General features: G+C 56.1%; 10 protein-coding genes. 8 read left to right on the forward strand and 2 right to left on the reverse strand.

Annotated features, from left to right (window positions below; genetic code table 11):
- The 4 genes from O1724_RS22985 to ompL all read left to right on the forward strand — a co-directional run bounded on the left by O1724_RS22985 (nucleotide 1) and on the right by ompL (nucleotide 5682).
- Nucleotides 1-2025, forward strand: coding sequence for an alpha-glucosidase (locus O1724_RS22985; protein ID WP_126297318.1), 2025 nt, complete (start codon nucleotides 1-3; stop codon nucleotides 2023-2025).
- A 45-nt stretch (nucleotides 2026-2070) separates the two neighbouring features.
- Nucleotides 2071-3453: an MFS transporter gene (locus tag O1724_RS22990; protein ID WP_003861932.1), complete on the forward strand. Its 1383-nt coding sequence runs from the start codon at nucleotides 2071-2073 to the stop codon at nucleotides 3451-3453.
- A gap of 43 nt (nucleotides 3454-3496) precedes the next feature.
- Nucleotides 3497-4921, forward strand: coding sequence for an MFS transporter (locus O1724_RS22995; protein ID WP_126297319.1), 1425 nt, complete (start codon nucleotides 3497-3499; stop codon nucleotides 4919-4921).
- Between the two features lie 74 nt (nucleotides 4922-4995).
- Nucleotides 4996-5682: a porin OmpL gene (gene ompL, locus O1724_RS23000; RefSeq protein ID WP_003861929.1), complete on the forward strand. Its 687-nt coding sequence runs from the start codon at nucleotides 4996-4998 to the stop codon at nucleotides 5680-5682.
- Between the two features lie 79 nt (nucleotides 5683-5761).
- Here the strand turns inward: ompL and typA are convergent, their stop codons facing one another.
- Complete coding sequence (typA, locus tag O1724_RS23005) at nucleotides 5762-7585, reverse strand: ribosome-dependent GTPase TypA (protein WP_003861927.1); 1824 nt, start codon at nucleotides 7583-7585, stop codon at nucleotides 5762-5764.
- 377 nt (nucleotides 7586-7962) lie between these two features.
- Here typA and glnA point away from each other — a divergent pair, with 377 nt between their 5' ends.
- The 4 genes from glnA (at nucleotide 7963) to O1724_RS23025 (ending at nucleotide 12233) form a co-directional block, all read left to right on the forward strand.
- The gene (glnA, locus tag O1724_RS23010) at nucleotides 7963-9372 is read left to right on the forward strand and encodes a glutamate--ammonia ligase (protein WP_003861925.1); all 1410 of its coding nucleotides are present in this window, start codon (nucleotides 7963-7965) and stop codon (nucleotides 9370-9372) included.
- 167 nt (nucleotides 9373-9539) lie between these two features.
- Nucleotides 9540-10589: a nitrogen regulation protein NR(II) gene (gene glnL / locus O1724_RS23015; RefSeq protein WP_003861923.1), complete on the forward strand. Its 1050-nt coding sequence runs from the start codon at nucleotides 9540-9542 to the stop codon at nucleotides 10587-10589.
- An 11-nt stretch (nucleotides 10590-10600) separates the two neighbouring features.
- Complete coding sequence (glnG, locus tag O1724_RS23020) at nucleotides 10601-12013, forward strand: nitrogen regulation protein NR(I) (protein ID WP_003861919.1); 1413 nt, start codon at nucleotides 10601-10603, stop codon at nucleotides 12011-12013.
- 109 nt (nucleotides 12014-12122) lie between these two features.
- Complete coding sequence (locus O1724_RS23025; protein WP_017382667.1) at nucleotides 12123-12233, forward strand: YshB family small membrane protein; 111 nt, start codon at nucleotides 12123-12125, stop codon at nucleotides 12231-12233.
- A 51-nt stretch (nucleotides 12234-12284) separates the two neighbouring features.
- Here the strand turns inward: O1724_RS23025 and hemN are convergent, their stop codons facing one another.
- Complete coding sequence (gene hemN, locus O1724_RS23030) at nucleotides 12285-13658, reverse strand: oxygen-independent coproporphyrinogen III oxidase (protein ID WP_126297320.1); 1374 nt, start codon at nucleotides 13656-13658, stop codon at nucleotides 12285-12287.
- Nucleotide 13659 lies beyond the last annotated feature (1 nt).

Raw genomic sequence — 13659 nt, forward strand, 5'->3', positions numbered from 1 at the left:
ATGCGTACCCTACACAATATTGACCTGAAAAATAACGAAAGTGGCTTCACCCTGCGCTGGCAGGACCGTCTGATTTTATCCCACACCGCGGATGCCCCTTGCCTGTGGATTGGCGCAGGTGAGGCGGATATCGAGATGTTTCGCGGCAACTTCAGCATCAAAGACAAGCTCAACGAAAAGATTGCCCTGACGAACGCGACCGTTACGCAGCAAAGCGCGGGCTGGGCAATCCGCTTTACCCGCGGCGATGCGGTAAGCGCCACGCTGCTGGTGGGCGTGGATGCGGAAGGCCGTCTGGAGCTGAAGCTGAAAAATGATGCTCCCGGCCATAACCGCATCTGGCTGCGGCTGGCGGCGCAGCCAGAAGATCATATTTACGGCTGCGGCGAGCAGTTCTCGTACTTCGATCTGCGCGGCAAGCCGTTCCCGCTGTGGACCAGCGAGCAGGGCGTGGGCCGCAACAAGCAGACCTACGTCACCTGGCAGGCCGACTGCAAAGAGAACGCAGGCGGTGACTACTACTGGACCTTCTTCCCGCAGCCCACCTTCGTGAGCACCCAGAAGTACTACTGCCACGTGGATAACAGCTGCTATATGAACTTTGACTTCAGCGCCCCTGACTTCCACGAGCTGGCGTTCTGGGAAGATAACGCCACGCTGCGCTTCGAATGTGCGGAAACGTACGTCGATCTGCTGGAAAAACTGACCGGCCTGCTGGGGCGCCAGCCGGAGCTGCCGGACTGGGTGTACGACGGCGTGACGCTGGGCATCCAGGGCGGCACCGAGGTGTGCCAGCAGAAGCTCGACACCATGCGTAACGGCGGCGTAAAGGTGAACGGCATCTGGGCGCAGGACTGGTCCGGCATCCGCATGACCTCCTTCGGCAAACGCGTAATGTGGAACTGGAAGTGGAACAGCGCGCTCTATCCGCAGCTTGATACGCGGATTGCGCAGTGGAAAGAAGAAGGCGTGCAGTTCCTCTCCTATATCAACCCGTACGTCGCCAGCGATAAAGATCTCTGCGAAGAGGCCGCGAAACGCGGCTATCTGACCAAAAACGCCGACGGCAAGGACTACCACGTCGAGTTCGGCGAGTTCTACGCGGGCGTTATCGACCTGACCAACCCGGCAGCCTACGACTGGTACAAAGAGGTCATTAAAAAGAACCTGATCGAACTGGGCTGCGGCGGCTGGATGGCCGATTTCGGGGAATATCTGCCGACCGATACCTTCCTGCACAACGGCGTGAGCGCGGAGATCATGCATAACGCCTGGCCTGCCCTGTGGGCGAAATGTAACTACGAAGCGCTGGAGGAGACCGGCAAGCTCGGGGAGATCCTGTTCTTCATGCGCGCAGGCTACACCGGTAGCCAGAAACACTCGGTGATGATGTGGGCGGGGGATCAGAACGTCGACTGGAGCCTGGACGACGGTCTGGCTTCCGTCGTACCGGCGGCGCTGTCGCTGGCGATGACCGGGCACGGCCTGCACCACAGCGACATTGGCGGCTATACGACGCTCTTCGAGATGAAGCGCAGCAAAGAGCTGCTGCTGCGCTGGTGTGATTTCAGCGCCTTTACGCCGATGATGCGTACCCACGAGGGCAACCGCCCTGGCGATAACTGGCAGTTCGACGGCGACGCGGAAACTATCGCCCACTTCGCGCGCATGACTACCGTCTTCACCACCCTGAAGCCGTATATCAAAGCTGCGGTTGCGCAGAACGCGAAAAGCGGCCTGCCGGTGATGCGTCCGCTTTTCCTGCACTACGAGGACGACGCGCGCGCCTACACGCTGAAATACCAGTATCTGTTTGGCCGCGATCTGCTGGTGGCGCCGGTCCATGAAGAGGGACGCCGCGACTGGTCGCTCTATCTGCCGCAGGACACCTGGTTCAATGCGTGGACCGGAGAAACCTGCCAGGGCGGTGACATCACCGTTGATGCCCCGCTCGGCAAACCGCCGGTCTTCTATCGCCAGCAAAGCGAATGGGCTGATCTGTTTAGCACCTTACGTCATATCTGATAAGGCTCGCCCGCGGGAAAACCTGCGGGCAGACGGAGAACAATAATGAGTCAACATACTTCTGATCCGGCAACCCTGCGCCTGCCGTTTAAAGAAAAACTCGCCTACGGGATGGGCGATCTCGGCTCTAACATCCTGCTTGATATCGGCACGCTGTATCTGCTGAAGTTCTACACCGACGTGCTGGGGCTGCCGGGCACCTACGGCGGGATTATCTTCCTGATTGCGAAGTTTTTTACCGCCTTCACCGATATGGGCACCGGGATCATGCTCGATTCCCGGCGCAAGATCGGCCCGAAAGGGAAATTCCGCCCGTTTGTGCTGTATGCAGCCTTCCCGGTAACGTTGCTGGCGATTGCCAACTTCGTCGGCACACCGTTTGAAATCACCGGTAAAACGGTGATGGCGACGGTGCTGTTCATGCTGTACGGCCTGTTCTTCAGCATGATGAATTGCTCCTACGGCGCGATGGTGCCCGCCATTACCAAAAACCCGGACGAGCGTGCTTCGCTGGCCGCCTGGCGCCAGGGCGGCGCCACGCTGGGTCTGCTGCTCTGTACGGTGGGCTTTGTCCCGGTGATGAACCTGATTGAGGGCAACGACCAGCTTGGCTACATCTTTGCCGCCACCCTCTTCTCGCTGTTCGGGTTGTTCTTTATGTGGTGGTGCTATAAGGGCGTAACCGAGCGTTACGTCGAGACGCAGCCTGCTAACCCGGCGCAGAAACCGGGGCTGTTGCAGTCGTTTCGCGCCATCGCCGGGAACCGTCCGCTGTTTATCCTGTGCATCGCTAACCTGTGCACGCTGGGCGCCTTTAACGTTAAGCTCGCCATTCAGGTCTACTACACGCAGTACGTGCTGAACGACCCGATCCTGCTGTCGTATATGGGCTTCTTCAGCATGGGCTGTATTTTTATCGGCGTCTTTATGATGCCCGGCGCGGTGCGGCGCTTCGGCAAGAAAAAGGTCTACATCAGCGGGCTGATGATTTGGGTGGCGGGCGATCTGCTTAACTACTTCTTCGGCGGCGGCTCGGTGAGCTTTGTGGCGTTCTCCTGCCTGGCGTTCTTCGGTTCCGCGTTCGTGAACAGCCTGAACTGGGCGCTGGTGTCCGATACCGTGGAATACGGCGAGTGGCGCACCGGCGTGCGCTCCGAGGGAACGGTCTACACCGGCTTTACCTTCTTCAGGAAGGTCTCGCAGGCGCTGGCGGGCTTCTTCCCGGGGATCATGCTCACCCAGATCGGCTATGTGCCGAACGTGGTGCAGTCCGCCGGGACGGTTGAAGGGCTGCGGCAGCTGATATTTATCTACCCGAGCCTGCTGGCGGTCATCACCATCGTGGCGATGGGCTGCTTCTACAACCTCAACGAGAAGATGTATGTGCGCATAGTGGAAGAGATCGAACTGCGCAAACGTACGGCATAAATGACGTGATTGAGCGCCCTGCGGGGCGCTTTGAGGATCGACCATGACACATAATACTGATCCGTTAACCCTGAAATTGAGCCTGCGAGAGAAGTGGGCCTACGGGATGGGCGATTTTGGCTCGAATCTGATGCTGTGTATTGGCACGCTGTACCTGCTGAAGTTTTACACCGATGAACTGGGCATGCCGGCGTTCTATGGCGGCATTATTTTCCTCGTCGCGAAGTTTTTCACCGCGTTTACCGACATGCTGACCGGGGTGCTGCTGGACTCCCGGCGTAACATCGGCGCGCGGGGGAAATTCCGGCCATTCATTCTCTACGCCTCCGTTCCTGTGGCGCTGGTGGCCACGGCGCAGTTTATGGCCAACGACTTTAGCCTGACGGTGAAAACGGCCCTCGCCACCGTGCTCTTCATGATGTTTGGCCTCTGCTACAGCCTGATGAACTGTGCCTACGGTGCAATGGTTCCGGCCATCACCAAAAACCCGAACGAGCGCGCGCAGCTTGCGGCGTGGCGTCAGGGCGGCGCAACGGTAGGGCTGTTGCTCTGCACCGTCGGCTTTATGCCGATCCAGGCGCTGTTCGTCAGCCAGCCCTCACTCGGCTATCTGGTGGCCGCGCTGGTGTTTGTCACCGGGGGGCTGTTCTGCATGTGGTGGTGCTACAGCGGGGTGAAAGAGCGCTACGTCGAGCTTACGCCCGATCACCATAAGCCCGGCATTCTGAAATCGTTCTGCGCGATTTTCCGTAACCCGCCGCTGCTGGTGCTGTGCATCGCCAACCTATGTACCCTCGCCGCGTTTAACATCAAGCTGGCGATTCAGGTCTATTACACCCAGTACGTGCTGAACGATGTGCATCTCCTGTCGTGGATGGGCTTTTTCAGCATGGGCTGCATTCTGATTGGCGTGTTTCTGGTGCCTGGCGCGGTGAAGCGCTTTGGCAAGAAACCGGTCTATCTGGGCGGGCTGACGCTGTGGGCGGTGGGCGACGTGCTGAACTTCGTCTGGGGGACCAGTTCCCTGCTGTTCGTGCTCTTTTCCTGCATGGCCTTTTTCGGCACCGCGTTTGTGAACAGCCTGAACTGGGCGCTGGTGCCGGATACGGTTGATTACGGCGAGTGGAAAACCGGGATACGCGCCGAAGGGTCGGTGTATACCGGCTATACCTTCTCGCGCAAAATCTCCGCGGCGCTGGCCGGTTTTCTGCCCGGTATTATGCTGACCCAGATTGGCTACGTTCCCCATGCCGTGCAGAGCGCGGGCACGCTGCTTGGGTTGCGTCAGCTTATTTTCCTCTGGCCGTGCGGCCTGGCGATCGTTGCCGCCGTGACCATGGGGCTATTTTATAAACTCAACGAAGCGCGCTTCGCCTTTATTATCGAGGAGATTGGAAAACGGAAGAAACAGACAGCAAATACCCCTGAGATAACCACCAACAATAAAGCGTCAGCAGTCACTTTATAACTATAAATCCGGCCACTATGTCCTTCCTGTTTATCAGGAGGGAGGCCTTTCTGTACCTGATACATGGACAAATTATGAAAAGAATCATCACCGTACTGATCGTGTCGTCTGTGTCCTGCCCGGTATTTGCCGGGGCCTATGTCGAAACGCGCGAAGCCTACAACACCGCCTCAGAGCTGCACGAAGTGATCCTGCGTGCGGGCTATAACTTCGATATGGGCGCGGGGCTGATGTTCACCAACGCTTATAACGTGGGGAAATGGGACGAACTGAAACACAGCTATAACGAAATCGAGGGGTGGTATCCGCTCTTCAAACCGACCGACAAACTGACCTTCCAGCCCGGCGGCTTAATTAATGACAGCAGCGCAGGATCAGGTGGCGCGGTTTATTTAGATACCAATTACAAATTTACGGACTGGTTTAATCTGACGTTCCGCTATCGCTATAACCATAACAATTACGATACGCCGGACTATAACGGGCAGATGGATAAGAACGACACGCATGAATTCGCCAACTACTGGAATTTCAAAGTGACGGATGCGTTTTTCTACACCTTTGAGCCGCACTTTTTCCAGCGGGTGAATGATTACCACAGCAAAAATGGCAAAGATCATCACTGGGAAATTACTAACAAGTTCAGCTATAAAATCGACAGAAACTGGCTGCCGTATCTTGAGCTACAGTGGCTGGACCGATGGAATGATTACAACCGGGAGCAGTACCGGATCCGTTTAGGGTTACGGTATTCGTTCTAATAAAAAAGCCGCTGATCGCTCAGCGGCTTTTTCGTTGCCGGGTGGCGCATGCGCTTACCCGGCCTACGGCATAACCGAATTAGTCTTCTTTCGCACCGCGCATTGCACGTTTACGATCGTTCTCAGTCAGGTGACGTTTACGGATACGAATTGACTGAGGCGTCACTTCGACCAGTTCGTCATCATCGATGAATTCCAGAGCCTGCTCCAGCGTCATCTTGATCGGTGGAACCAGAACCGTTGCTTCGTCAGTACCGGACGCACGCATGTTGGTCAGTTTCTTACCGGTCAGGCAGTTTACCGTCAGGTCGTTAGAACGGCTGTGAATACCGATGATCTGGCCTTCGTAAACTTCAGCACCGTGACCCAGGAACAGCTTACCGCGATCCTGCAAACCGAACAGCGCAAACGCAACCGCTTTACCCTGACCGTTGGAGATCAGCACGCCGTTGTTACGCTGGCCCACTTCGCCCGGACGAACGTCGTCGTAGTGGCTGAAGGTGGAGTACAGCAGACCGGTACCGGAAGTCATGGTCATGAACTCAGAACGGAAGCCGATCAGGCCACGGCTTGGGATCACGTAGTCGAGACGTACGCGGCCTTTGCCATCTGGATTCATGTTTTTCAGGTCGCCTTTACGCTCACCCAGTGCCTGCATCACAGAACCCTGGTGCTGCTCTTCAACGTCCAGCGTTACGTTTTCGAACGGCTCTTGTTTACGGCCATCGATTTCGCGGAAGATAACTTTCGGACGGGAAACCGCCATCTCGAAACCTTCACGACGCATGTTCTCAATCAGAACAGACAGGTGCAGCTCACCACGACCCGAAACGCGGAATGCATCAGCGTCTTCGGTTTCTTCAACGCGCAGCGCAACGTTGTGCACCAGCTCTTTGTTCAGGCGGTCAAGGATCTGACGAGAGGTAACGAACTTACCTTCTTTACCACAGAACGGAGAGGTGTTGACGTTGAAGAACATGGATACGGTTGGTTCATCAACGGACAGGGCTGGCAGCGCTTCGACGTTCTGCGGATCGCAGATGGTGTCGGAGATGTTCAGTTCACCCAGACCGGTGATAGCGATGATGTCGCCCGCTTCAGCGATGTCGCTCTCGATACGCTCAAGACCCAGGTGAGTCAGCACTTTACCGACTTTACCGTTACGGGTTTTGCCTTCGCTATCGATGATAGTGACCTGCTGGTTAGGCTTCACTTTACCGCGCTTGATACGACCAATGCCGATTACGCCAACATAGTTGTTGTAGTCGAGCTGAGAGATCTGCATTTGCAGGGTGCCTTCCAGGTCAACGTTTGGCGCAGGAACGCGGTCAACAATCGTCTGGTACAGCGGAGTCATGTCTTCCGCCATGTCTTCGTGATCCAGACCGGCGATACCGTTCAGCGCAGACGCATAAACGATAGGGAAGTCCAGCTGTTCGTCGGTCGCGTCGAGGTTAACGAACAGGTCGAAGACCTGGTCAACAACCCAGTCAGGACGCGCGCCAGGACGGTCAACCTTGTTGATCACAACGATAGGTTTCAGGCCGTGGGCAAATGCTTTTTTGGTCACGAAGCGCGTTTGCGGCATAGGGCCATCAAATGCGTCAACCACCAGCAGCACGGAATCCACCATGGACATCACGCGCTCAACTTCACCACCGAAGTCGGCGTGCCCTGGGGTATCAACGATGTTGATACGGTAGTCATTCCATTTGATAGCGGTGTTTTTGGCGAGGATGGTAATCCCACGCTCTTTCTCCAAATCGTTGGAGTCCATCACACGCTCTTGAGTTTCGGCACGAGCATCAAACGTACCGGACTGCTGTAGCAGCTTATCAACCAGGGTAGTTTTACCATGGTCGACGTGCGCGATGATGGCGATATTACGCAATTTTTCGATCACAACTTTGCCTCAGGCATTTAGAAATAGCGCGTTATTGTACACGGATTAATCGCACTACAAAACAGGATCACAAACATCCCCCGCAAACAAGTATTGCAGAGATGCTTTGTGATCGCTTTCACGGAGCGGTAAAAGGGCACCTTAACGTAAATTGCACCAATATGGTGCTCGATGTTCACACAGAAGCACTATAATGGTGCAACAAATCCAATGTGGTGCAGCCCTTCTGCACTATGGTGCGCATGATAACGCCTTTTTGGGGTGTTTTAAAAGTTGGCACAGATTTCGCTTTACAGAAATACAGTAAAAATATGGCAGCCCAGCCGATTTGAAGACCTCGTTACCACGACGACAATGACCAATCTGGAGAGTTAAGTATGTCCGCTGAACACGTTTTGACGATGCTGAACGAACATGAAGTGAAGTTTGTTGATCTGCGCTTCACCGATACCAAAGGTAAAGAACAGCACGTCACGATCCCTGCTCATCAGGTGAACGCCGAATTCTTTGAAGAAGGCAAAATGTTTGACGGCTCCTCCATTGGCGGCTGGAAAGGCATTAACGAATCCGACATGGTTCTGATGCCAGATGCAACCACTGCGCTCATTGACCCGTTCTACGAAGAACCTACGCTGATCATCCGCTGCGATATTCTGGAACCTGGCACGCTGCAAGGCTATGACCGTGACCCACGCTCCATCGCAAAACGCGCTGAAGAGTACCTGCGCTCTACCGGCATCGCAGACACCGTTCTGTTCGGGCCAGAGCCAGAGTTCTTCCTGTTCGACGACATCCGTTTTGGTGCTTCCATTTCTGGCTCCCACGTCGCTATCGATGACATCGAAGGCGCATGGAACTCTTCCACCAAGTACGAAGGTGGTAACAAAGGTCACCGTCCGGGCGTGAAAGGCGGTTACTTCCCGGTTCCTCCGGTCGATTCTTCACAGGACATCCGTTCTACCATGTGTCTGATCATGGAAGAGATGGGCCTGGTTGTTGAAGCGCACCACCACGAAGTGGCAACGGCTGGCCAGAACGAGATCGCTACCCGCTTCAACACCATGACCAAAAAAGCGGATGAGATTCAGATCTACAAATACGTTGTACACAACGTTGCGCACCGTTTCGGTAAAACCGCGACCTTCATGCCAAAACCAATGTTTGGCGACAACGGTTCCGGCATGCACTGCCACATGTCCCTGTCCAAGAACGGCACCAACCTGTTCTCTGGTGACAAGTATGCGGGTCTGTCTGAGCAGGCGCTGCACTACATCGGCGGTGTTATCAAACACGCTAAAGCGATCAACGCCCTGGCGAACCCGACCACGAACTCCTACAAGCGTCTGGTTCCAGGCTACGAAGCACCCGTGATGCTGGCGTACTCTGCCCGTAACCGTTCTGCTTCTATCCGTATCCCGGTGGTTGCGTCTCCGAAAGCGCGTCGTATCGAAGTGCGCTTCCCGGACCCGGCGGCTAACCCATACCTGTGCTTCGCAGCACTGCTGATGGCCGGTCTGGACGGTATCAAGAACAAGATCCACCCGGGCGAAGCCATGGACAAAAACCTGTACGACCTGCCGCCAGAAGAAGCGAAAGAGATCCCACAGGTTGCCGGCTCTCTGGAAGAAGCCCTGCAAGCGCTGGACGCAGACCGCGAGTTCCTGACCGCTGGCGGCGTGTTCACCGATGAAGCTATCGACGCTTACATCGCGCTGCGTACCGAAGAAAACGACCGCGTTCGCATGACGCCGCACCCGGTTGAGTTTGAACTGTACTACAGCGTTTAATTGTTTTGTTTTACTCGGCGCATACGCGTCGGGAGTAGTTGCCGTGGAAACTTTAGCCCATCTTCGGATGGGCTTTTTTCTCCACCAACAACCTGATCTCACGCGCTTTTTACCTCTAAAACGCTATACTGCACTAAAATAGTGCAACGACTCCAGGAGACTGCTGAATGGCAACTGGCACGCTGCCCGATGCTGGGCAGATCCTCAATTCTTTGATTAACAGTATTTTGCTGGTCGACGACGAGCTGGCGGTGCATTACGCCAACCCGGCGGCGCAACAGCTGCTCGCCCAAAGCGCCAGAAAACTGTTTGGCACGCCGCTGCCGGAACTGCTGAGCTATTTCTCGCTGAATATTGGTCTGATGCAGGAGAGTTTGCAGGCGGGTCAGGGCTTCACCGATAACGAAGTGACGCTGGTGATTGACGGACGCTCGCATATTTTGTCCCTCACCGCACAGCGCCTGCCAGATGGCATGATTCTGCTGGAAATGGCGCCGATGGATAACCAACGTCGTCTCAGCCAGGAGCAGCTTCAGCATGCGCAGCAGATTGCGGCACGCGACCTGGTGCGCGGGCTGGCCCATGAGATCAAAAACCCGCTGGGCGGCTTACGCGGTGCGGCACAGCTTTTGACCAAAGCGCTGCCTGACCCTGCCCTGGCGGAGTATACCAACGTCATTATTGAGCAGGCGGACCGTCTGCGTAATCTGGTCGATCGCCTGCTCGGGCCACAGCAGCCGGGGATGCATGTTTCAGAAAGCATTCACAAGGTCGCGGAGCGGGTGGTGAAACTCGTCTCTATGGAGCTGCCGGATAACGTCACGCTGGTGCGTGATTACGACCCAAGCCTGCCGGAGCTGGCGCACGATCCGGACCAGATTGAACAGGTGCTGTTGAACATTGTGCGTAACGCGTTGCAGGCGCTGGGCCCGGAGGGTGGCGAAATTATTCTGCGTACCCGCACCGCGTTCCAGCTGACGCTGCACGGCGTGCGTTATCGTCTGGCGGCACGTATTGATGTGGAAGATAACGGGCCGGGGATCCCGCCACATCTCCAGGACACTCTGTTCTACCCGATGGTCAGCGGTCGCGAAGGCGGCACCGGGCTGGGGTTATCCATAGCCCGTAATTTGATTGACCAACACTCCGGCAAAATTGAATTTACCAGTTGGCCGGGACATACCGAGTTTTCGGTTTTCCTGCCGATTAAAAAATAAAGGTGACGTTTATGCAACGAGGGATAGTCTGGGTAGTCGATGACGATAGCTCCATCCGTTGGGTGCTTGAACGCGCACTCACGGGAGCGGGATTAAGCTGCACGACGTTTGAGAGCGGCAGCGAGGTGCTCGACGCACTCACCACCAAAACGCCGGACGTTCTGCTCTCGGATATTCGCATGCCGGGCATGGACGGACTGGCGCTCTTAAAGCAGATCAAACAGCGCCACCCCATGCTTCCGGTCATCATAATGACCGCCCACTCCGACCTGGATGCCGCCGTTAGCGCCTACCAGCAGGGGGCGTTTGATTATCTGCCAAAACCGTTTGATATCGACGAAGCCGTTGCCCTGGTCGAACGCGCCATCAGCCACTATCAGGAGCAACAGCAGCCCCGCCACGCGCCGGATTTCGGGCCTACGACGGACATCATCGGTGAAGCGCCGGCCATGCAGGACGTGTTTCGCATCATCGGGCGTCTGTCGCGCTCGTCTATCAGCGTCTTGATTAACGGTGAATCAGGGACCGGTAAAGAGCTGGTTGCGCACGCCCTGCATCGCCACAGCCCGCGGGCGAAAGCGCCTTTCATCGCCCTGAACATGGCGGCGATCCCCAAAGATTTGATTGAATCTGAGCTATTCGGCCACGAAAAAGGGGCGTTTACCGGGGCAAATACCATTCGTCAGGGACGCTTTGAACAGGCTGACGGCGGAACGCTATTCCTGGATGAAATCGGCGATATGCCGCTGGATGTTCAGACCCGATTGCTGCGCGTGCTGGCAGATGGCCAGTTTTACCGCGTGGGCGGGTATGCGCCGGTGAAGGTGGACGTGCGTATTATTGCCGCGACGCACCAGAACCTGGAGCTGCGCGTGCAGGAGGGGAAATTCCGTGAAGATTTATTCCATCGTCTGAACGTGATCCGTGTCCACCTGCCGCCGCTGCGCGAGCGTCGGGAAGATATCCCGCGTCTGGCGCGCCATTTCCTGCAAGTGGCGGCCCGCGAGCTGGGCGTGGAAGCCAAGCAGCTTCATCCGGAAACGGATGCCGCCCTCACCCGTCTGGCGTGGCCTGGCAACGTGCGTCAGCTGGAAAACACCTGTCGCTGGCTGACCGTGATGGCCGCCGGACAGGAAGTGTTGATTCAGGATCTCCCCGCCGAGCTGTTTGAAGCCACCGTGCCCGAAAGCACCGCCGGACATGCGCTGCCGGACAGCTGGGCGACGCTGCTGGCGCAGTGGGCAGATCGCGCGCTGCGTTCCGGTCATCAAAATCTGCTCTCCGAAGCGCAGCCTGAGATGGAGCGCACGCTGTTAACTACCGCGCTTCGTCATACCCAGGGCCACAAACAGGAAGCGGCTCGCCTGTTGGGATGGGGTCGAAACACCCTGACGCGCAAGCTGAAAGAGCTGGGAATGGAGTGATCTTACTCCGCTGTGTAAAGGTTACTAATTGAGCGCAAAGTGCCGTTATTTTGCGCTTTACTGTTCCGATGAGTTTTGTATGATCGTGCCCGGAAACAGGGGGAGCATCATGCTGGAATCATTAGTGACTTTGCTTTCGAGCGGAGCAGCAGAAAGCCACACGCCACAAACTGCCGTTGCGGCGGTGCTGTGTGCGGCGCTGGTTGGGCTGTTTAGCTAACGAGCTGTTGATGAAAAGCCGGGTGGCGCTTCGCTTACCCGGCTTTTCAACTTAAATCACCCGCGAGAACTGCTGTAAACGCGCCTTCTGACGTAGATAGGCATCGAAGCACATGCAGATATTACGAATCAACAGACGTCCTTTCGGCGTGACGACCACCGCGCTTTCCGACACATCCACCAGCCCGTCCTTCGCCAGCGGCGCAAGGAGTTTCAGGTCTTCGGCAAAGTAATCGCTGAATTGCAGATCCCATTGCGACTCCACCTCGCGGAATTCGAGACGGAAGTTGCAGATAAGCGCCTTAATCACATCACGACGGATGCAGTCGTCACGCGTTAACGCAATGCCGCGCCACAATGCGTTACCCGTTTCATCAACCTGCTGGTAGTACAGCTTCAGCTCTTTCTGGTTCTGAGCATAGCAGTCGCCAATCATGCTAATGGCGGAGACGCCCATTCCGAGCAGATCGGTATCGCCCTGGGTGGTGTAACCCTGGAAGTTACGGTGGAGAACACCTTCGCGCTGGGCAATTGCCAGTTCGTCGTCAGGGCGGGCAAAGTGATCCATCCCGATAAACTGATAGCCGGTTTCGGTCAGCGAGGCGATGGTCTCCTGCAAAATGTCTAGCTTCTGCTGGGCGGAAGGCAGATCCGCATCTTTGATTTTGCGCTGAGCGGCGAACAGCGTCGGCAGGTGCGCGTAATTAAAGACGCTCAGACGGTCCGGGTTAAGCTCAGCCACGCGTTTAAGCGTGTAGGCGAAGCTCTCCGGCGTCTGCTTCGGCAGGCCGTAAATCAGGTCTATATTCGTTGAGGTAAAGCCGATTTCACGCGCATGGTTGAGTAAGGCAAAGATAAACGCTTCGTCCTGCTCGCGGTTTACCAGGCGCTGTACTTCTTTATTGAAGTCCTGTACGCCCATACTCAGGCGGTTGAAGCCTTCAGCGCGTAAATGATCCAGCACATCCAGCTCGATTTCACGTGGATCGACCTCGATCGAAATTTCGGCGTCGTCGTTAAAACTGAAATTGTCGCGCAGCAGCGCCATCAGGCGGCTGATCTGCGCTTTATTCAGATAGGTTGGCGTACCACCGCCCCAGTGAAGCTGGCTAACGTGACGCCCTTTAAACAGCGGTGCGCGGTGCAGAATTTCCTGTTCGAGCGCATCGAGGTATTGATCGGCTTTGTGCTGCTGGCGGGTAACGATTTTATTGCAGCCGCAGAAGTAGCAGAGCTTATGGCAGAATGGAATATGGACGTAGAGCGACAGCGGGCGCTCGGGATAGCGCGCCACAGCATGCTGAAAATCCGCCTCGCCGAAAGCGTCAGAAAACTCCAGCGCGGTGGGGTATGAGGTATAACGCGGCCCGGAATAGTTATATTTCTGGATCAGGACCAAATCCCAGTCGATAGATGGTACAGACATG

The organism is Enterobacter cloacae complex sp. HYC074_NIDB (assembly GCF_056673345.1).

Excerpts from the sequence above, each read along its gene's own strand:
- O1724_RS22985 (WP_126297318.1), top strand. The coding sequence starts at position 1 with ATGCGTACCCTACACAATATTGACCTGAAAAATAACGAAAGTGGCTTC.
- ompL (WP_003861929.1), top strand. The coding sequence starts at position 4,996 with ATGAAAAGAATCATCACCGTACTGATCGTGTCGTCTGTGTCCTGCCCG.
- O1724_RS23025 (WP_017382667.1), top strand. The coding sequence starts at position 12,123 with ATGCTGGAATCATTAGTGACTTTGCTTTCGAGCGGAGCAGCAGAAAGC.
- O1724_RS22995 (WP_126297319.1), top strand. The coding sequence starts at position 3,497 with ATGACACATAATACTGATCCGTTAACCCTGAAATTGAGCCTGCGAGAG.
- hemN (WP_126297320.1), bottom strand. The coding sequence starts at position 13,658 with ATGTCTGTACCATCTATCGACTGGGATTTGGTCCTGATCCAGAAATAT.
- glnG (WP_003861919.1), top strand. The coding sequence starts at position 10,601 with ATGCAACGAGGGATAGTCTGGGTAGTCGATGACGATAGCTCCATCCGT.
- O1724_RS22990 (WP_003861932.1), top strand. The coding sequence starts at position 2,071 with ATGAGTCAACATACTTCTGATCCGGCAACCCTGCGCCTGCCGTTTAAA.
- glnL (WP_003861923.1), top strand. The coding sequence starts at position 9,540 with ATGGCAACTGGCACGCTGCCCGATGCTGGGCAGATCCTCAATTCTTTG.
- glnA (WP_003861925.1), top strand. The coding sequence starts at position 7,963 with ATGTCCGCTGAACACGTTTTGACGATGCTGAACGAACATGAAGTGAAG.